17 protein-coding genes, 1 other RNA gene and 2 pseudogenes are annotated in these 18,862 nt (G+C 72.3%); 10 read left to right on the top strand and 10 right to left on the bottom strand.

Annotated features, from left to right (window positions below; translation table 11 throughout):
* Window positions 1–59: 59 nt before the first annotated feature.
* Window positions 60–839: pseudogene (locus ACFYQQ_RS05295) on the top strand (DMT family transporter); the annotation flags it as partial.
* A 118-nt stretch (window positions 840–957) separates the two neighbouring features.
* Window positions 958–1,371, top strand: an RNA gene (rnpB, locus tag ACFYQQ_RS05290) — RNase P RNA component class A.
* A 92-nt stretch (window positions 1,372–1,463) separates the two neighbouring features.
* Here rnpB and ACFYQQ_RS05285 read toward each other — a convergent pair.
* The 5 genes from ACFYQQ_RS05285 to ACFYQQ_RS05265 all read right to left on the bottom strand — a co-directional run bounded on the left by ACFYQQ_RS05285 (window position 1,464) and on the right by ACFYQQ_RS05265 (window position 4,719).
* Complete coding sequence (locus tag ACFYQQ_RS05285; protein ID WP_355784453.1) at window positions 1,464–1,775, bottom strand: hypothetical protein; 312 nt, start codon at window positions 1,773–1,775, stop codon at window positions 1,464–1,466.
* Window positions 1,775–3,163 (bottom strand): hypothetical protein, encoded by a 1,389-nt coding sequence (locus ACFYQQ_RS05280; RefSeq protein WP_355784450.1) that lies wholly within the window; start codon window positions 3,161–3,163, stop codon window positions 1,775–1,777. The genes ACFYQQ_RS05285 and ACFYQQ_RS05280 overlap by 1 nt, the downstream gene beginning before the upstream one ends.
* On the bottom strand, window positions 3,160–3,609 hold the full coding sequence (locus ACFYQQ_RS05275) for a hypothetical protein (protein WP_355784448.1): 450 nt from the start codon (window positions 3,607–3,609) through the stop codon (window positions 3,160–3,162). The genes ACFYQQ_RS05280 and ACFYQQ_RS05275 overlap by 4 nt, the downstream gene beginning before the upstream one ends.
* A gap of 185 nt (window positions 3,610–3,794) precedes the next feature.
* The gene (locus ACFYQQ_RS05270; RefSeq protein ID WP_355784445.1) at window positions 3,795–4,136 is read right to left on the bottom strand and encodes a MazG-like family protein; all 342 of its coding nucleotides are present in this window, start codon (window positions 4,134–4,136) and stop codon (window positions 3,795–3,797) included.
* 37 nt (window positions 4,137–4,173) lie between these two features.
* Entirely contained in the window at window positions 4,174–4,719 is a 546-nt protein-coding gene (locus ACFYQQ_RS05265; protein ID WP_388903539.1) for a DoxX family protein, read from the bottom strand.
* A gap of 140 nt (window positions 4,720–4,859) precedes the next feature.
* Here ACFYQQ_RS05265 and ACFYQQ_RS05260 point away from each other — a divergent pair, with 140 nt between their 5' ends.
* Together ACFYQQ_RS05260 and ACFYQQ_RS05255 are read left to right on the top strand one after the other, a co-directional pair.
* Window positions 4,860–5,183 (top strand): nuclear transport factor 2 family protein, encoded by a 324-nt coding sequence (locus ACFYQQ_RS05260; protein WP_355794723.1) that lies wholly within the window; start codon window positions 4,860–4,862, stop codon window positions 5,181–5,183.
* 238 nt (window positions 5,184–5,421) lie between these two features.
* Window positions 5,422–6,564: pseudogene (locus ACFYQQ_RS05255) on the top strand (D-alanyl-D-alanine carboxypeptidase family protein); the annotation flags it as partial.
* A 504-nt stretch (window positions 6,565–7,068) separates the two neighbouring features.
* Here ACFYQQ_RS05255 and ACFYQQ_RS05250 read toward each other — a convergent pair.
* Window positions 7,069–7,827 carry an SDR family oxidoreductase gene (locus tag ACFYQQ_RS05250; RefSeq protein ID WP_355795172.1) on the bottom strand — a complete coding sequence of 253 codons (759 nt, stop codon included), beginning with the start codon at window positions 7,825–7,827 and terminating at the stop codon, window positions 7,069–7,071.
* Window positions 7,828–7,960: 133 nt separating this feature from the next.
* Between ACFYQQ_RS05250 and ACFYQQ_RS05245 the strand changes: the two genes are divergently transcribed.
* Window positions 7,961–9,616 carry an alkaline phosphatase D family protein gene (locus ACFYQQ_RS05245; RefSeq protein WP_356167499.1) on the top strand — a complete coding sequence of 552 codons (1,656 nt, stop codon included), beginning with the start codon at window positions 7,961–7,963 and terminating at the stop codon, window positions 9,614–9,616.
* A 298-nt stretch (window positions 9,617–9,914) separates the two neighbouring features.
* Here ACFYQQ_RS05245 and ACFYQQ_RS05240 read toward each other — a convergent pair whose 3' ends face one another.
* A complete protein-coding gene (locus ACFYQQ_RS05240) occupies window positions 9,915–10,916 on the bottom strand; it encodes a Gfo/Idh/MocA family oxidoreductase (protein ID WP_355780243.1) in 1,002 nt (333 codons plus the stop codon).
* An 84-nt stretch (window positions 10,917–11,000) separates the two neighbouring features.
* Between ACFYQQ_RS05240 and ACFYQQ_RS05235 the strand changes: the two genes are divergently transcribed.
* The 3 genes from ACFYQQ_RS05235 (at window position 11,001) to ACFYQQ_RS05225 (ending at window position 14,837) form a co-directional block, all read left to right on the top strand.
* Complete coding sequence (locus ACFYQQ_RS05235) at window positions 11,001–12,383, top strand: multidrug effflux MFS transporter (protein WP_355780240.1); 1,383 nt, start codon at window positions 11,001–11,003, stop codon at window positions 12,381–12,383.
* Window positions 12,314–13,540, top strand: a complete 1,227-nt coding sequence (locus ACFYQQ_RS05230; RefSeq protein ID WP_388903988.1) for a serine hydrolase domain-containing protein — start codon at window positions 12,314–12,316, stop codon at window positions 13,538–13,540. Before ACFYQQ_RS05235 ends, ACFYQQ_RS05230 begins: the two co-directional genes overlap by 70 nt.
* A 310-nt stretch (window positions 13,541–13,850) precedes the next feature.
* Complete coding sequence (locus ACFYQQ_RS05225; protein WP_355780238.1) at window positions 13,851–14,837, top strand: small ribosomal subunit Rsm22 family protein; 987 nt, start codon at window positions 13,851–13,853, stop codon at window positions 14,835–14,837.
* A 61-nt stretch (window positions 14,838–14,898) separates the two neighbouring features.
* Here ACFYQQ_RS05225 and ACFYQQ_RS05220 read toward each other — a convergent pair whose 3' ends face one another.
* Window positions 14,899–15,225 (bottom strand): DUF6243 family protein, encoded by a 327-nt coding sequence (locus ACFYQQ_RS05220; RefSeq protein WP_388903531.1) that lies wholly within the window; start codon window positions 15,223–15,225, stop codon window positions 14,899–14,901.
* 111 nt (window positions 15,226–15,336) lie between these two features.
* Between ACFYQQ_RS05220 and ACFYQQ_RS05215 the strand changes: the two genes are divergently transcribed.
* Window positions 15,337–15,963: a TetR/AcrR family transcriptional regulator gene (locus ACFYQQ_RS05215; RefSeq protein ID WP_355780235.1), complete on the top strand. Its 627-nt coding sequence runs from the start codon at window positions 15,337–15,339 to the stop codon at window positions 15,961–15,963.
* On the opposite strand, the gene ACFYQQ_RS05210 is transcribed toward ACFYQQ_RS05215, so the two are convergent.
* Complete coding sequence (locus ACFYQQ_RS05210; protein WP_355780233.1) at window positions 15,942–16,871, bottom strand: glycerophosphodiester phosphodiesterase; 930 nt, start codon at window positions 16,869–16,871, stop codon at window positions 15,942–15,944. The two genes, ACFYQQ_RS05215 and ACFYQQ_RS05210, sit on opposite strands and share 22 nt — an antisense overlap.
* Window positions 16,872–17,039: 168 nt before the next feature.
* On the opposite strand from ACFYQQ_RS05210, the gene ACFYQQ_RS05205 reads away from it, so the two are divergent.
* Window positions 17,040–17,765: a bifunctional DNA primase/polymerase gene (locus ACFYQQ_RS05205; RefSeq protein ID WP_355780230.1), complete on the top strand. Its 726-nt coding sequence runs from the start codon at window positions 17,040–17,042 to the stop codon at window positions 17,763–17,765.
* 9 nt (window positions 17,766–17,774) lie between these two features.
* Here the strand turns inward: ACFYQQ_RS05205 and ACFYQQ_RS05200 are convergent, their stop codons facing one another.
* Window positions 17,775–18,761, bottom strand: coding sequence for a hypothetical protein (locus ACFYQQ_RS05200; RefSeq protein ID WP_355780227.1), 987 nt, complete (start codon window positions 18,759–18,761; stop codon window positions 17,775–17,777).
* Between the last annotated feature and the right edge of the window lie 101 nt (window positions 18,762–18,862).

The following is an 18,862-nucleotide window of genomic DNA, read 5'->3' as shown; positions in this document are numbered from 1 at the left end:
GGGACAGTGCCGCAACAGCGTTCAAGACACCCCGCCGCGGGCCGCCGACACTCGTCCCCATGACTGCACGTGGCTGGCTCCTCTTCTCCCTGATGGGAGTCCTCTGGGGCATCCCCTATCTGATGATCAAAGTGGCGGTGGACGGGGTCTCCCCGACCATGGTCGTGTTCTCGCGCTGTGCGCTCGGCGCGGCCCTGCTGCTTCCCTTCGCCCTGCGCCAGGGCGGGCTGCTCACCGTCGTACGGGCCCACTGGCGCCCCATGCTGGCCTTCGCCTGCATCGAGATCATCGGGCCCTGGTGGACGCTGACGGACGCGGAGCGGCACCTCTCCAGCTCCACGGCGGGGCTGCTGATCGCCGGGGTCCCCATCGTCGGCGTGGTCCTCGCCCGCTTCTTCGGCGACACGGAACAGCTCGGCGCCCGCCGCACCACCGGGCTCGCCCTGGGACTCGCGGGCGTCGCCGTCCTGACCGTGCCGCACCTGACCGGAGGCGACGCGCGGTCGCTGGCCGAGGTGCTGCTGACGGTCATCGGCTACGCGACGGCGCCGCTGATCATGGCCCGCCACCTCAAGCAGGTCCCGACGCTCCAGCTGATAGCCCCGTGCCTGCTCCTGGCCACCGTCGTCTACGCCCCGGCGGCGGCCCTGACCTGGCCGTCCTCGCTCCCGTCGGCCCCGGTCCTCGCCTCGCTCGCCGGTCTGGGCGTCATCTGCACGGCCCTGGCCTTCGTGGTCTTCCTCGAACTGATCCGAGAGGCGGGACCGACCCGCGCGGTCGTCTTCACGTACGTCAACCCGGCCGTGGCGGTGGCGGCCGGGGTGCTGTTCCTGGACGAGTCCCTGACGCTCACGGTCGGGGCCGCGTTCGCGCTGATCCTCGCGGGTTCGTTCCTGGCGACGGCGGCCTCGGGGCGGCGGGGGTCCGGACGCCCGGTAGCATGGCGGGTACGGCAGACGAGCCGGGCGGACGGCCGCGTGGAGGTTCTTGTGGACCTCCCCGAGGAACGTCCGGGCTCCACAGGGCAGGGTGGTGGCTAACGGCCACCCGGGGTGACCCGCGGGACAGTGCCACAGAAAACAGACCGCCAGGGATTTCGGTCCCCGGTAAGGGTGAAACGGTGGTGTAAGAGACCACCAGCGCCTGAGGTGACTCAGGCGGCTAGGTAAACCCCACCCGGAGCAAGGTCAAAAGGAGACACCTTTTGGAAAATAAAGGCGTCTCTGCGCGGACGTTCGAGGGCTGCCCGCCCGAGTCCGCGGGTAGACCGCACGAGGCCGACGGCAACGCCGGCCCTAGATGGATGGCCGTCTCCCCGGCCGCCGCGAGGCAGCCGGGCGACAGAACCCGGCGTACAGCCCGACTCGTCTGCCGCTCAGGTCACTGACCTGAGGCGGGGGTGGCTGATCGCGTGCAATTTGTTCGTCAGGGCGGCGTCCAGGTCCGACGGTTGCTCTGGGCCCCTAAGCTCCCAGAGCCCAACGTGCTCCGGCGACCGCGCCCAACAGCAGAACCGGGAGCATCCACCACCACGGCATGGCTCTCCGCACCGAAGGCGCCAGCCACAGCGCCGCTGCGGCCCCGGCGGACGCGATGGTGACGACGCACGACAGAACGATCCCGGCGTACGCGTCGTCGTCCCACGTCCCGGACGGACTGATGGTCAGTGCCGTCCAGCAGAAGTACGCGGCGATGAGCGTGAACAGGGTGAGCGGTACGGCGAGGACGACACGGAGACAACCGCGGTCGTCGTCCACGCGGGAAGGGCTGGTCATCAGCGCAGTGCGTTCCTTGCCTCGTTCAGATCGTTCGCGAACCCACGCCCGTAGGCCTGGGCGTCGTCGGTCTCCCAGTACGGCCCGCCGTTGTAACGCGCGGCGAGCTCCTGGTACTGAACCGGCGTCATCTCCTCGGGCGGCACATCGGCGAAGTCGCTCTCCGCTTTCAGCTGAGCCAGGTACTCCGAGGCGATGAACATGTTCTGCGCGGGGTCCTGCAAGGCCGTCTCCACCATGCCGCGCTGCTGGTCGGTGAGATGCTCAGGGTCGTAGCCGAGAACCTCCGCGCCGCGCCGCACCTGGATGGCGATGGGGCCCATGGAGGTGTTGTCCGGGTCACCGCCGAGGCGCCACGGCAGGCTCTCTGGAGCGATCGGACTGAGGGGAGAGTCCGCCTGTTCGCGGAGGGTGTCGGTCATGTCGTCCAGGATGCCGGGCTGCCCGCCGATCTCCTGCCACGCGATACCGGCGACCATGTCCGGCGGCAGTCCCGAATTCCGTGCCGCGGCCTTGATGATCTCCTTGTTCGCCGCGATCCATTCGGCCCGCTCTTGTGCGTTGGACGGCGGGCTCCAGTAACTGTCCGTCGCGCCAGGAAGGTTGGCGACCTGCAGGCGTATGTCTTTCAGGGTCGGGGAGACGATGTCGTCACCGGCAACGGGGTAGTAATCCTGCTTCGGCCCGCTGCCAGGCAGCCGCGTCAGGGGATTCGCGCTCGCCTCGGCCGCTTCCTGCCGCAGCTCCGAGATCGCCGAGACGATGTCTACGCGTTGGATGAATCCCATACGGAAATCAGGCAGCAGGTCGTACGCCTGCTTCAGCTCGTGTACGCAGATCTCGCGTGCCTCGTGCTCTGTGGTCCTGGCCAGATGGAAGTCCCCGCCGGCGGCGTCGTGCAGCCGGTTCGCGTCGTCGCGGATGTCATCGACTTCCATGGTCAACTCGGCGAAGAAGTCCATGACGCCGGTGGTGGCGCGCATGTCCTCCCACTGGCGCATCGGCTCAGCCTCCTGAGCATCACGGGTGATCGCCGTGCCCTTGGTGTGGATCAGGTCCGCGAGCAACCGCTCGTTCGCCTTGCCGTTGGAATAGTGGGCCTTGGCGACCCCCAGCGCGAAGGCATAACTGAGCAGAGCGCTGGACGCCTTGTCATAACCCTCTGCGAGCTGCGCGACCAGCTTGCGCCCCTCGGAGAGCCGGGCTTCGTAGTGCTGGCTGCCTTCGCTCTTCCATTGTGTGTGCTTCTCGGCGCGCTCGGCGGAAGGGTCGACCGCTACGAGCATGTCGTGCAGGCGCTTGAACTCGTCGGCGTTCCGCTCGACGAGGGCCGGGTTGCAGTCCTCCAGGAACTCGACATCCTTGCGGTGGCTGATGCCGCTGCTCATCGCCCCTCCGGCGCGACGTACTGGCCGTACTTCAGTACGTTGTCGAGGAACTGTTGAGCCGTGTCGTCGTCTATCTTCACGAAGTCGCTGCCGGTCGTCCTGAGACGAGTGGACAGTGCCGCGAACACGGCGACCGCGTCCAAGTACTGATCGTCGGCGAATTCGGCGAACCGTCTCACCTGCTTGGCCACGTCCTCGGGCGCCCGGGGTTCCCGGGCCATGGTGGTCAGTTCGGCATCGGGTCGACCCTCGTGGAGAAAGCCCGCGATCTCGATCAGGAGATTCGAGTTGCCATTGATCGACTCGGCCTTCGCGAGCAGGGAGCCGGCGGCAGGTGCGGCGGTTCCCCCACCGCCGTCTGCCGGCAACTGATCTATTTGCATGCCCGTCTGCTGACGCGCCAGCGCGTCGGCCTTCAACTGGGCCCACTCCTCCTCGAAAGACAACGGCTCCCCCTACTTCGTCGCCTCGAACGGTCAATCGATCATGCCACTGGAAGGGTGTGTACAGAAACCTTGTCGCTCCGCATGGGAGCCGGTTCACACACCGTCCGGGCAACACGTGCACAACTCAACAACTCTGCACGGCCATTGACGATGGACGACTGGGGACCCGCAGGCCGTCGCACTCCTCAGGGTGTCTGCGACGACCCCAACGCCCGCTCCGCCACCCCCCTCAGATGCTCCGACAAGACCCCCCGGGCGTCCGGGGTCAGGGTGCGGAGGGCTATCAGGGCCGTGATGACGACGTCGCAGAGTTCCGCTCGGACGTCGTCCCACGTGTGGCTCCGGCCCTTGCGCGGGTTGTGGCCCGTCGCGCCGATCACCGCCTGGGCGACCTCGCCGACCTCCTCCGAGAGCTTCAGCATCCGCAGCAGGAGTCCCTCCGGGCCGTCGTGCGTCCGGTTGTCGTCCAGCCAGGCGTGCAGGTCCTCGATGGTGGCCCAGAGTTCTTCAGCGGTGTGATCAGCCATGGCGCCAGTCTCCCGCCCAGGGGCAGGAGGCGGGCGCCTACTCCTCGAACAGCGGGTCCTGTTCGCCCTCGGCCGCGCGCCGTACCCGCTTGTTGCGGGTGCCGACCACGGCGATCGTCCCCGCCGCCGTCGCGGCGAGCGCCACCGGCACCATCCAGCCGCGGTTCACCGCGTGGCCGAGCAGGCTGTCCAGCGACAGGCGGCCCGGTCCCGTCACGGCGAGGCCCGCCGCGGCCAGGCCCAGGGACGCGGCGTACTCGTAGCCGCCGCCCGCCGCGAAGAACCCGCTGGGCGCGTGCACGGCCGTCGCCCCCGCCATCGCGCCGGCCGCCGCCGCACCCGCCGCCGGGGTCGCGAGGCCCAGCGCCAGCATCACGCCGCCGCCCGCCTCCGCGACGCCCGAGGCCACCGCGCTGGGCTTCCCGGGCGCGTACCCCATGGCCTCCATGGCCTTGGCGGTCTCGGAGAGGCCGCCTCCGCCGAACCAGCCGAACAGTTTCTGCGCCCCGTGCGCGGCCAGCACCCCGCCGGTGCTCAGACGGAGCAGCAGCAGCCCCAGGTCGTTTCGGTTGTAACAGGTCACGTTGACTCCCAGAGCAGAGCGTCGGACAGCGGTGGACGGACCCCCTCCCGCGTCCACCCTCGCACCGATCTCCCGCGTCCGGCGGGCCCGGGCGGCCGTACGGGTGGCGGCCTCCCGGGCGCGGTGTGAGTCTGGGCGGCATGACGATTCAGGTGACCAAGCTCAGCGACCCGGCCGTCCGGGCCTTCGTCGGCGCCGTGAACGCGCACGACCGCGAGGCCTTCCTGGCCGTCCTCACCCCGGACGCCACCATGGCCGACGACGGGTCCGAACGCGACCTCGCCGACTGGACCGACCGGGAGATCTTCTCCTCCCACGGCCACATGGAGGTCGACAACGAGTCCAACGGCGGACGCGCCCTCATCGCCCGGTACAGCAACGACACCTGGGGCGAGATGAAGACCCGGTGGAGCTTCGTCGTCGAGGACGGCAAGATCTCCCGGTTCGAGACCGGTCAGGCCTGAACGACGGACGCGACAGCGGTCTGAACGGCCGCCCTGACGGCGGTCTGGACGCGCTCAACGGCGGCCCGTACGACGGGTCTTGTCCCCTTGGGACCTACCCCGCGCACCCCTACGGTGCCCGCCGCCGCGCGCCCTTCCGTCCGGTCGGCGTCGGGATCACAATCTCTTGGGGCGCACCATGCCTTTTCTTTAAGACCCCGCCGCGCGGCGTCACAGGCGCGCTTTGTACGGTCCCGGGATGCGTGATTCCTCTCGGCTCACCCGCCGTGCCGCTCTCGGCCTCGCCGCCGCCGTCCCCCTGGCCGCGGCCGGGCCCGCCGCCGCCGTCTCCACGATCGGAGGCGAGCGGCTCGGCCGTACCGGCGTCCAGTCGCGCGGCGCCTCGGGACTGCCCGAACTCACCGCCCGTGCCTGGCTGATCGCCGACCACGAGAGCGGGCGGGTGCTCGCCTCGTACAACGCGCACCGCCGGCTGGCTCCCGCGTCCACCCTGAAGATGCTGTTCGCGGACACGGTGCTGGAGAAGTTCGACCGGGGCGAGCGGCACACGGTGACCGACGCGGAACTGGCCGACGTCCCGGCGGGCTCCAGCCTCGTCGGCATCCGGCCCGGAATCACGTACACCGTTGAGCAGTTGTGGCTCGGGGTCTTCCTGCGGTCGGGCAACGACGCGGTGCACGTGCTGAGTCACATGTACGGCGGGATGGACCGTACCGTCGCCGCGATGCAGGCCAGGGCAACCGACCTCCAGGCCTTGGACACGCACGTGGTCAGCCCCGACGGCTTCGACCACAAGGGGCAGTTGTCCTCCGCGTACGACCTGACGCTGTTCGCCCGGCACGGCCTGCGCGACGCCGACTTCCGCGCCTACTGCGCGACGCGGACCGCCGATTTCCCGGCGGGCGGGAAGAAGACCTTCCAGATCCAGAACACCGACCGGCTGCTGACGGGTGCCTGGGGCATGGAGACGTACCCCGGCCTGATCGGGGTGAAGAACGGCTACACCAGTCACGCCGGCAACACCTTCACCGGTGCGGCCACCCGCGACGGCCGTACGCTCCTGGTCACCGTGCTGCACCCCAAGAGCGGCGGGAACGGCGTCTACAAGGAGACGGCCGCCCTGCTCGACTGGGGCTTCAAGTGGGCGGGCCGGGCCGAGCCGGTGGGTGTGCTGGTCGATCCGGTCAGCGAGGGCGCGCGGGCTTCGGCGACCGGCAAGCCCGGCAAGGGCGCGGCGGGCGCTCCGGCGTCCCACGCGTCGGGTTCCTCGTCCAACTGGGGTCTGGTGGCCGGGTCCTGGGCCGCGGTGCTGGCGCTGGGGGCCGGGGCGTTCGCGGTGCGCGGCCGCCGCGCCAAGCGGGCCGCCGGGGGCGGTGAGCAGCCGGGCGGGCCTCTCGGCAAGCGGGCTGCCGGCAGTGGTGAGCGGCCGGGCGGGCCTCTCGGCAAGCGGGCTGCCGGCAGTGGTGAGCGGCCAGGCGGGTCTCATGGTGAGAGTGCTGCCGGGAGTGGTGAGGGGCCGGAGGGGCCTCACGGTGAGAGTGCTGCCGTGGAGCCGGCACCGGCGGACGGTCACCGCGACAAGGACACCGCGGGAGGCGTCGAACAGCCGGACAGCCCTCGCGGGGAGTGAAGGGGGAACCCCGACGTATGGCGGGGCGGCCCTCCCGGGTCCGGTGTACGTCTCGCCGTCCCGCGCGAGACCCACCCCCTCCGGACCGGGGACGGCCGCCCCTCCCCCCTCGGAATGGCTGCGGAAGCTCTGTGCTCCAACTGTGAAGCTCTGTGGGAGAGGAGTCGAGCATAGGCCTGTCACCGGCCGCGATACCCCGGACGGACAGCCTCCGCTTGTGGAGGTTGAGGTCTTGACGAACCGGGGCCGGCGGTCTCAGCCGCGGCCCACGTAGGGCATCGCCGTCGCCAGCACCGTCGCGAACTGCACGTTCGCCTCCAGCGGCAGCTCCGCCATGTGCCGCACCGTGCGCGCCACGTCCGCCACGTCCATCACGGGCTCGACGGCCAGTTCGCCGTTCGCCTGGAGCGTGCCCGTCCGCATGCGCTCGGTCATGTCGGTGGCCGCGTTGCCGATGTCGATCTGCCCCACCGCGATCCGGTACGGGCGGCCGTCCAGGGAGAGCGCCTTGGTCAGCCCGGTCAGCGCGTGCTTGGTCGCCGTGTAGGCCACGGACTGCGGGCGGGGCGTGTGCGCGGAGATCGAGCCGTTGTTGATGATCCGCCCGCCCTGCGGGTCCTGCTCCTTCATCTGCCGGTACGCCGCCTGCGCGCACAGGAACGCCCCGTTGAGGTTGGTGTCCACCACGTGCCGCCAGGCGTCGTAGGGGAGTTCCTCGACCGGGACTCCGCCGGGCCCGAACGTGCCCGCGTTGTTGAAGAGCAGGTCCAGGCGCCCGAAGCGCTCGCGGACGGCCGCGAAGAGGGCGGTCACGTCGCCGGGGTCCGAGACGTCCGTGCGCAGGACCAGGGAGGGGCTGCCGGGTGCCAGGGCGGCCGTCTCCTCCAGAGGGCCGGTCCGGCGGCCGGCGAGCGCCACCGACCAGCCCGTGCGCAGCAGTTCCACGGCGACCGCGCGGCCGATGCCGGAGCCCGCCCCGGTCACCACCGCCGTCTTCGTTTGCATGGCATTCATGGCCCCGCAGCGTACGGGAGGGTCCGCCGTCCGGAACTCATCCATCCGCCATCTGGCTGTTGTGTACGCGACAGTCCAGCGTCGACCCTGACCACTCCAATGCCTCGTACAACCACCGTCAGGGGAGGGCCAGATGACACCCGCAGCGCATCAGCCACCGCACGCCCCGTCCCGGCACGCAGCCGAACTGCGCGCCGCCGCCCGGCACATCGGACGCCGCCGCTTCCTCACCGTCACCGGCGCCGCCGCCGCACTCGCCTTCGCCGTCGACCTGCCGACCGCGGGCGTCGCGAGCGCCGCCGAACTCGACGCCGCGAAGATAGGGGACGACCCCTTCACCCTCGGCGTGGCGTCGGGCGACCCGCTGCCCGGCTCCGTGCTCCTGTGGACCCGGCTCGCCCCGGCGCCCTACCAGGCCGACGGCGGACTGCCCCGGGAGCGCGTCGTCGTGCACTGGGAGCTGGCCCACGACGAGCGCTTCCGCCGCATCGTCAGACGCGGCACCGCCCTCGCGCACCCCGAGTTCAACCACACGGTCCACGTCGAGGTCGGCCACCTCGACGCCGACCGGGTCTTCTACTACCGCTTCCGCGCCGGCAGCTGGGTCAGCCCGGCGGGCCGCACCCGCACCGCGCCCGCCACCCGCAGCCGCACCTCCGGACTCACCCTCGCCGCGGTCTCCTGCCAGGCGTACCACGACGGCTACTTCACCGCGTACAAGCACCTCGCCGAGGACGACGTCGACGTGGTCTTCCACCTCGGTGACTACCTCTACGAGTACGCCGTCAACTCCGTCGGCGGCGCCCGCAAGTACACCGACCGCACGTTGCCCGACCTCTTCAACCACGAGACCGTGACCCTGGAGGACTACCGGCTGCGGTACGCCCTCTACAAGTCCGACCCCGACCTGCGGGCCGCCCACGCCGCCCACCCCTTCGTCGTCACCTGGGACGACCACGAGACCGAGAACAACTACGCCGACGACATCGACGAGAACGGCAACCCGCCGGAGGAGTTCCTGCTGCGCCGGGCCGCCGCCTACCGCGCCTACTGGGAGAACCAGCCGCTGCGCCGCCCGCAGCTGCCCGACGGACCCGACGCCCAGCTGTACCGGCGGCTGCGGTGGGGCAGGCTCGCCCAGTTCGACATCCTCGACACCCGCCAGTACCGCTCCAACCAGGCGTACGGCGACGGCTCGCACGTCCCCGGGCCCGAGTCGGACGACCCGGCACGCACCATCACCGGGGCCACGCAGGAGCGCTGGCTGATCGACGGCTGGCGCGACTCGCGGGCGCTGTGGAACGTGGTCCCGCAGCAGGTCACGTTCTCCCAGCGCAAGCTGGACCTCAACCCGGTCGCCAAGGTGTCGATGGACGCCTGGGACGGCTACCGCGCCTCCCGCGAGCGGGTCCTCGCCGGGGCCAGGTCGGCCGGGATCGAGAACCTGATGGTGCTCACCGGAGACGTCCACGTCGGGTACGCCTTCGACATCAAGGACGACTTCGACGACCCGGCGTCGGCCACGCTCGGCACCGAGATCGTCGCCACGTCGATCTCCAGCGGCAAGGACGGCGCGGAGCGGCCCGCCAACTGGGAGACGTACACCAAGGCCAACCCGCACCTGAAGTTCTACAACGGGCGGCGCGGCTACGTGACCGTCGAGCTCGGGCGCGAGGCGGCGCGGGCCGACTTCAAGACGGTGTCCGCGGTGACGACGCCGGGCGCGCCGATCACCACGGCCGCGTCCTTCGTGACGGAGGTGGGCGACCAGGGCCTCAAGCCGGCCTGAGTGAGCGCGGGTCGCCGCTCCGTCCCGGCCTGATCCGGAGCGGGTCGCCGTCTCCGTCCCGGTTCCGGCCGGGGCCGGGTCGCGCCCCGGCTGGGTCCCTTTGGGCCGGGGCCGGGCGGTGACCCGCGTGGAATGCCTCCGGGGCGGCCGTGACCGGCGTCGCGTGACCGGCGGTTCGTCCCCGCCGGACGCCGTGACGTCTGTCGGACGCCGTGATGCCGGCCGGTCGCCGTGATGCCGGCCGGAAACGGCGATGCCGGCCGGAGACGCCGGTCAGGCCGGACCCGAACGGCGGGACCTAGCGGGTCTCTCCGGGGTAGTGGACGCCGATGCGGTCGCGGACCGCGTCGAGCGTGCGCATCACGGCGAGGGTGCCGTCCAGCGGGACCAGCGGCGACTCGGTCTCGCCGGCGCGCAGGGCCCGCATCACCTCGACGGCCTCGTGCTTCATGCTGTTGCGGGGTCCGCTCGCCGGGTCGGCCAGGAACTTCTCGGGGTCGCGGCCGTCGCGGTGCAGGACGAAGTGGTCCGGGAAGAAGAAGCCGTCCGGGATGTCGATGCGGCCCGCGGAGCCGGTGACCGACGCGGACACCGGGGTGCCGCCGCTGATGGAGCAGTGCACCGAAGCGAGAGCGCCGCTCTCGTAGGAGAGCAGTGCACCCGTCTGGAGATCGACGCCCTCATCCGAGAGCACCGCTCTCGCCGTCACGTCCGACGGCTCCCCGAGCAGCAACTGCGCGAACGAGACCGGGTACACGCCGAGATCGAGGAGCGCGCCGCCGCCCTGCGCGGGGTCCCGCAGCCGGTGCGAGGGCGGGAACGGCCCGGCCAGCCCGAAGTCGGCCTGCAGCGTGCGGACCTCACCGATCGCACCGTCGTCCACCAGCGCCTTCAGTCGCCGGACCAGCGGATTGCAGTACATCCACATGGCCTCCATCAGGAAGCTGCCCCGCTCTCGGGCGAGCGTCACCAGCTCCCGCGCCTCGCGCGCGTTCAGCGTGAACGCCTTCTCGCACAGCACGTTCCGCCCGGCCTCCAGGCACAGGCCCGCCGCCGCCCGGTGCGCCGAGTGCGGCGTGGCCACGTACACCACGTCCACGTCCTCGTCGACGGCGAGCGACGCCCAGTCGCCGTAGGCCCGGGGTATCGCGAACCGCTCCGCGAACGCTTTCGCGGACTCCTGGCTGCGCGACGCCACCGCCACGAGCTCCGCGTCCGGCAGATCCACCAGATCCGCCGCGAACGCCGCCGCGATCCCTCCGGTCGCCAGAATTCCCCACCGCACGCTCTCGCCCGCCATTACCCGGCCCCTCGCCCTGTGACCCCGAACACTCCGTACGAGCTGAGAGCATAGGTGGCGGACCTGACGCAGAGGGAGGGGCACATGCCGGAAGGCGGCCGCACGACGAGGAGCCGGGACGACTCCCAGGGGCACATACCGCGGGCGGCGGCCGCCGGACAGGCGCCCGGGGCCGCGGCCGGGACGCTGCCCGACCCGACGGCCCCGCGCAGGACCGGACTGCTCGTCACCCTCGTCCTCGGCGGCCTCACCGCCACGCCCCCGCTGGCCATGGACATGTACCTCCCCTCCCTGCCGGAGGTCACCAGGTCGCTCCACGCGCCGGCCGCGACCGTCCAGCTCACCCTGACCGCCTGCCTGGCGGGCATGGCGCTCGGCCAGCTCGTCGTAGGGCCGATGAGCGACAAGTTCGGCCGCCGCAGGCCCCTGCTGGCCGGCCTGCTCGTCTACATCGTCGCGACCGCCCTGTGCGCCGTCGCGCCGAACGTCGAACTCCTCGTCGCCCTCCGGCTCGCCCAGGGCCTCGCGGGCGCCGCCGGCATCGTCATCGCGCGCGCCGTCGTCCGCGACCTGTACGACGGCGTGGCCATGGCCCGCTTCTTCTCGACGCTGATGCTGATCTCGGGGGTCGCCCCGATCGTCGCCCCGCTCATCGGCGGCCAGATCCTGCGCGTCACCGACTGGCGGGGCGTCTTCGCCGTCCTCACGGTCGTCGGCATCGTGCTGACGGCGGTCGTGTGGTTCAGGCTGCCCGAGACGCTCGCCTCCGAGGACCGGCACAGCGGCGGCGTCGGGGAGGCGCTGCGCTCCATGCGCGGGTTGCTCGCCGACCGCGTCTTCGCCGGCTACATGCTCGCGGGCGGCTTCGCCTTCGCCGCGCTCTTCGCGTACATCTCCGCCTCGCCCTTCGTCATCCAGGAGATCTACGGCGCCTCCCCGCAGACCTTCAGCCTGCTGTTCGGCGTGAACTCCGTCGGCCTGGTGGCCGCGGGCCAGATCAACGGCAAGGTCCTGGTCGGCCGGGTCAGCCTGGACAAGACGCTCGCCACCGGCCTCGCCGTCGTCACGGTCTCCGCGACCGCCCTGCTGCTCATGTCGGCCGGCGTCTTCGGCGACGTCGGGCTCGCGCCCGTCGCCACCGCGCTCTTCACCCTGATGACCGCCATGGGCATCACCCTGCCCAACACCCAGGCCCTCGCCCTGACGCGCACGCGGCACGCCGCGGGCTCGGCGTCGGCCCTGCTCGGCACCACCTCCTTCCTCGTCGGCGCGATCGCCTCGCCCCTCGTCGGGATCGCCGGAGAGCACACGGCCGTACCGATGGCCGTCGTCCAACTCGCCGCGGCACTGGTGGCGATCGCCTGCTTCGTGGCACTGTGCCGTCCCTGGGAACAGGGATCCCCGCTCGACGGGGACCGCGGTCCCGCGGACGACCGGACAGCGCAAGGAAAGGCGGCGGAGAACTGAGCGCACCGAGACTGCGCGTCGACACACCGGAACGGGCCGGGCTCGACCCCGGTGAACTGCGGCAGCTCGTACGGGAGGTGCGCACCCTGACCACGGGGCAGCGCCCCTGGGCCGCGGGCACCGTCGTCGTCGCCGGACGCGGACCGGTCATCGCCGTCGAGGAGGCGGCCGGGTGGGCGGTGCGCTACGCGGCGTACGACGAGGAGCGGGACGCGGGGACCGAGCTGGCGCCCGGGGAACGGGTGCCGATGACCGTGCACACGCCCTTCGACCTGGCGTCGCTGACCAAGCTGTTCACGGCCGTCGCCGCGGTCCAGCAGCTGGAGCGCGGCACGCTCGGCATCGACGCGCGGGTGGCGGCGTACCTGCCCGACTTCCGCGCCGTCGCCCGCCACGGCATCACCGTGCGGCAGCTCCTCACCCACACCTCCGGCCTGCGGCCCGAACTCCCCTTGTACGACTGCCCGTCCGACGCGGCCCGCCTCGAACTCCTGCGGGCCGAGGCACCGGTGACCCGGCCCGGCGCGGTGTACCGCTACTCCGACCTCAACCTGCTGCTCCTGCAGTACGTCCTGGAGCGGATCACCGGGCGAGGGCTCGACGTCCTCGTCCACGACGGGATCACCCGCCCGCTGGGCATGACGGACACCGGTTTCGGACCCCGGCCCGGCGCCGCCGCCACCGAGGACCAGCGGCGGCCCTGGGGGAAGGCGGACCGGGGGATGCTGCGGGGAGTGGTCCACGACGAGAACGCGTGGGCGCTCGGCGGGGTGGCCGGACACGCGGGCCTCTTCTCCACGGCCCGCGACCTCGCCGTCTTCTGCCGCACCCTCCTCGCAGGCGGCTCCTACGGCCCCGCCCGTATCCTCGGGCCCGACTTCGTCGAGCTGATGCTGACGCCGCCGGGCCTGGGCTTCGCCGTGGACCAGCCGTGGTTCATGGGCGACCTCGCGCGGCACGGGGCGGTCGGCCACACGGGCTTCACCGGCACCTCCCTGGTCCTGGACCCGGCGACGGACACGTTCCTCGTCCTGCTGGCCAACACGGTCCATCCTCGCCGCCGCACCCCCGACAACACGCCCCGGGCGGCAGCGGCGACCCGCCTGGCCCGAGCGGTACGCGGCCCGACCGGAGGGACACCGCCCCGGGCGCCGTGACCGGGGAGGCGCGTGGGCCCGGTGACGCGGGGCCGGCTGTCTCGTCCCCGCCGGACGTACGGCACGTATGGGCTGTCCGTACGGCAGGGGCGGCACGGGTGGGTGAACGTACCCAGGGGCGGTACGGGTGGGCGCAGCGGCACCCGACAGGCGCCGGGTTCGCCGTCCGGCCTCGCAGTGAAGGGTGATGCCGGTGCTGTGCCGGTGCTGAGCGATGCCGGTCGGTGTCGGCGGGGGAGTGGGCCGGTGCCGGGGGAGTGGGCCGGACCGGACGGGCGGGGCGTCGGTCCGGCGACCGTAGAATCGCCGGGTGAACGCCCCCGCCTCTCCCGCCGAGACTCTGCGCACCGCCCTCGCCGGCCTCCTGGACGGCCTGCCCCCGAAGGCGGCGGCGCAGTCGGTCGAGCGGCTGATCGCGAACTACCGGGGCGCCACCCCGACCCACGCGCCGATCCTGCGCGACCGCGCGGACGTGACCGCGTACGCCGCGTACCGGATGCCGGCCACGTTCGAGGCGGTCCGCGCGGCGCTGGACGCGTTCGCGGACGCCGTGCCGGACTGGACGCCGGACAGCCACGTCGACGTCGGCGGCGGCACCGGAGCGGCGACCTGGGCGGTCAGCGCGACCTGGGAGGGTGACCGCCCGGTGACGGTCCTGGACTGGGCCGAACCGGCGCTCGCGCTGGGCCGCGACATCGCCGCCGCGAACCCGGCGCTGAAGACCGCCGAGTGGCGCCGCTCTCGTATCGGAGCAGCGCTCACCATCGAGAGCACTGATCTCGTCACGGTCTCCTACGTCCTCGGCGAGCTGACCGAGGCCGACCGCGCCAGTGTCGTGGACGCCGCCGCGACCGCCGCCCGGACCGTCGTGATCGTCGAGCCCGGCACCCCCGACGGCTACGCCCGCGTCATCGAGGCCCGCGACCGCCTGATCGAGGCCGGCTTCCGGATCGCCGCGCCCTGTCCGCACAGCGCCGCCTGCCCCCTCGTGCCGGGTGAGGACTGGTGCCACTTCTCTGCCCGGGTCAGCCGTTCCTCCCTGCACCGCCAGGTCAAGGGCGGCTCCCTGGCGTACGAGGACGAGAAGTTCAGCTACGTCGCCGCCACCCGGCTGCCGGCGACACCGGCCCCCTCCCGCGTCGTGCGCAGACCGCAGATCCGTAAGGGCCAGGTACTGCTCGACCTGTGCGGCCCCGACGAGTCCCTGCACCGGGAGACGGTGACCAAGCGCCACGGCGCCCTGTACCGCGCCGCCCGCGACGCGGACTGGGGCGACCCCTGGCCGCCGACCGAGTAGCCCGGCGCCACCCGCCGCCGAGCCCGGTCGGCCCGGCACCTTGAGACCCCGGACGGCGGCCTCACGGGGAGGTGGGCCCACCGGCGTCCACTCCCCGCCCCGCCTCCGAGGCGCCCGCTCCCCGCCCCGCCTCCGGGGCGTCGGCTCCGTGCCCCGCCTCCGGGGCGTCGGCTCCGTGCCCCGCCTCCGGGATGTCCGCCCCCGAAGCCCCCGCCCCCGGCTCCCCCCGCCCCTCCCGCAGCCTGCGCAGCAGCTCCCGTTCTTGGGTCTGGGGGTCGAGGCCGCCGCCGATCCGGCCGCCGCTGCCGCCACCCCGCAGGGCCGAGCGGCCGAGCTTCTGCCGCGTCCCGCCGACGCCCAGCATGTTTCCGTCTCCACCTCGCGCCATCACCGGCTCCTTCCGCCGCACCGCATCCAACCTGATACGAGACGTATCGTCTCGCCACTCCGTCCACTGTCGGCGAGACGTACCGTCTTGTCAACCTGTTACATTCGCCCCATGGTCCAGAAGCCCGCCCCCGATTCCGCCCGCCGCAGCGAGAGGTCGCGTCGCGCGATCTACGACGCCGCCCTCGCCCTCGTCGGTGAGATCGGCTATCCCAAGACGACCATCGAGGGCATCGCCGCCCGTGCCGGAGTCGGCAAGCAGACGATCTACCGCTGGTGGAACTCGAAGGCCGACGTGCTGCTGGAGGCCTTCCTGGACCTGGGCGAGCAGGCCGCCCGGGCAGCGGCACAGCCCGGGCAGGACCCGCAGGACGGCATCCCGGACACCGGCGATCTGGCCGCCGACCTCAAGCTGGTCCTGCGGGCCACCGTGGACGAACTGCTCGACCCCCGCTTCGAGGCCCCCTCGCGCGCCCTCGCCGCCGAGGGCCTCGTGGACGAACAGCTCGGCGCCGAGTTCGTCGGCAAGCTCCTGGAACCGCAGCTCCAGCTCTACGTCCGCCGGCTGCGCTCCGCGCAGGACCAGGGAGCCGTACGCCCCGAGGTCGACCCCCGAATCGCCCTCGAACTCTTCGTGGCCCCGCTCGCCCAGCGCTGGCTCCAGCGCACCGGGCCGATCTCCCACGCGTACACGGACACCCTCGTCGACTACGCCCTCTACGGTCTCGCCCCGCGCTGAGCCGACCGCAGCGCCCCCAGGACGTGCCGTGCCCTGAGCGCCCTCGCGGTCCGCGCGGCCTTCGCGATCCTGGCGGCCCTCACCGGATGGCGGGCGAGCCGGCCCGGCGCGTCCGTGATGACCCCGTTGCAGCCGAGCCCGAGGACCCGGTCGCGCTGGGCCGGGGTCACCACCGTGTGCGCCCAGACCCGGGGGATGCCCGACGCCGCCGCCCGGACCAGGTCCGCGTCGCGGGCCTTGTGGTCCACGTCGAGGAGGTCCACGAAGGCCGCCCAGCGCTCCGGCCGGTCACGGCGCATCTGGTCGGCCGAGCGCCACAGCTGCGCGATCAGCCCCATGCGGTGGGCGCGCCGGGCCACCTCGGGGCGGTTGGAGTTGACGAACACCGAGCGGGTCAGCCCGCGCGCCCGCAGCAGCCCGGCGAGCGCGCGCAGACTCTCCGGGTCCTTGGCCTCCAGCATCAGCACGATGCGCCCGCCGAAACGATCCAGCACCTCGTCCACCGTCGGCGGCCGCTCCGAGCGCCAGCTGCCCGGGAGCGCGTCCCTCGGCCGCAGCCGCACCCCCTGCCAGTCCCGCAGGGTGAGGTTGCGCACCGGGCCGCCCAGATAGGTCGTGCGGTTCAGCGTCCGGTCGTGCATCACGACCATGTGGCCGTCGCGCAGCATGCGGGTGTCGAAGTCGAGGACCTGGGCCGTGCCGCGTTCGTACGCCGTCATCAGGCCCGACATGCTGTTCTCCGGGACCTCGCGGGCGCCGCCCCGGTGGGCGACGTAGACGACGCGGGGGAGCCCGGCCACCGTCAGGGGGCGTGCGCCCCACTCCAGCGGGGCCAGGACGCCGCCCGGCGCGGCGAGGGCCAGCGAGGTGAGACCGGCGATACCCGTGAGCGCAGTCCGTGTGACCATGGCGACCACGGTAGGGGGATAAATACCATCAAACTATGCATTGACACTCGATCGAGGGCCGTGACCGGCCCGCCCGACGACCCCGGATGCGGGCTCCGGCCCCCCAGGGCGCAGGATGGTGGGACCATGAAGCGATGCTGTCCGCACCACAGCAAGGCGAGGGGATAGATGAGCGCGGAGTTCGGCGGCCGTTCCGGCCGGCAGGGCAGGATCTCCCAGTGGCTGCGCGGCCGTCGCCCCAAGGAGACCGCCGACGAGGGCGGGCGTGAGAACCTGCTGCTCGCCGCCGCCGGTGCCGGGCTGCCCATCGCGCCCGCCGCGCACCCCGCCGGATACCGGTGCTCCTGCGACCGCGTCGGCTGTCCCACGCCCGCGCGGCACCCCGTCTCCTTCGCCTGGCAGACGCAGTCCACGACCGACCGCACCCAGATCGAGCGCTGGGCCCGGCACCAGCCGCAGGCCAACTTCATCACCGCGACCGGCATGGTGCACGACGTCCTCGACGTGCCGCTGGACGCCGGTCGCGAGGCGATGGCGCGGCTGCTCGCCGCCGGCATCGAGGTCGGCCCGGTCGCCGAGACCGGCGACGGACGCATGCTCTTCTTCACCCTCACGCGCGGTACGCCGGAGGACGAGGACGAGTGGTGGCCCTGCGAGCTGGACTGTCACCCCGAGACGATGGACGAGCATCCGGGCCTGCGCTGGCACTGCCGCGGCTCCTACGTCCTCGTGCCGCCGGCGCAGCTGCCGGGCGGCCTGTCGGTCGACTGGGTGCGCGGCCCCGAGCACGCGCTGCCCGACCCGCTGACCCTGCTGGAAGTGCTGACCGACGAATGCTCCCGCTCCGTGGGGGACGGCTCGGACCAGCTCGCCGCCTGGCCGCACGGAGGCTGACCCGCGCGACTACTCGCCGTGTGCCGCCGTCAGCCCCTGGACCCGGCTGACGAACTCCACCTTCGGGTCCGCCGCCGTCCGCGGCGGGTCCAGGACCGCCTGGTTGGAGACGAACTCCAGGGTGAGGGACTGCTTGACCTCGCCGTTCAGCAGTGCCTCGATGTTCGGGTCGGTCACTTCCAGGTCGACGCCCTGCGCGGCCGTCTGCTTCTCGAAGTGGCGCGTGCTGAAGAAGACCAGCGCGCCGCCGTCCGCGGTGCGCAGCCCGACCGGGGCGTAGTCGCCGGCCGTCAGCGCCTCGTCGACGTACTGCCGGGCGAGACCGGGCTTGCTCGCGTTCTTCTTGCGCAGGGACCGCCACCCGGAGGTGTGCGTACCGGGCGCGAAGTCCTCGCCGCCGTTCCTCAGGTAACTCGCGTACGAGGTGCTCAGCTTCGCGGGCGTGACCGCCAGCCGGGTGTCGCCGGGGGTGACCGGCTCGGCCCAGCCGTTCTCGTCCTTCGCGAACCGGGGCACGTCGTCGGCGGACAGGACGGTCAGGTACGAGACCTGCCACACGTCGTCGGCGTCGCCGCGGGTGAAGACCAGCAGCCAACGGGAGTCCGGGGCGCCCTTGTTGGCCTTGGTGTCGGCGAGGAACCACCGCGGCCAGCCCGCCTTCTTCGGGATGGCGAAGTGGGCGTCCGTCAGCTCCAGCGGCCGGTGGGCCGGGTTGCCCGAGGGGTTGTTGATGTGACCGGCCTTGAGCTTCGCGCCGTCGATGGCGGCGAGGGGCCCGGTGATCCGGCCGGCGTCCAGGGAGGGGTCGTACGCCTTGTCGGCCTTGTTGTACGCGGACGTGAAGTCCTCGAGAGCGCGCGCCGCTTCGGACCTCTTCGCGCCGGGGAGGACCTCGCGCTCCCCGTGCACCACCACGCAGCCGCTCGCCGTGACGGACAGTACGATCCCGGCCGCCACCACCGGCGCGGACCGCCTCAGCCTTCCAAGCCTGCTCATCGGGTCCCTTCACCTTCCCCGTTCCCGGGCCCGAACCCTACCGGGGAGGGCGGGGTCGGCGGGCGCGGGGACCGGGTCTCGGGCCCGCATCGTGACCCGGT

This window comes from Streptomyces sp. NPDC005496 (assembly GCF_042872045.1).
Classification (GTDB): Bacteria; Actinomycetota; Actinomycetes; order Streptomycetales; family Streptomycetaceae; genus Streptomyces.
Note: the sequence above shows the minus strand (reverse complement) of the source record. Positions and strands in the feature narration are given on the sequence as shown.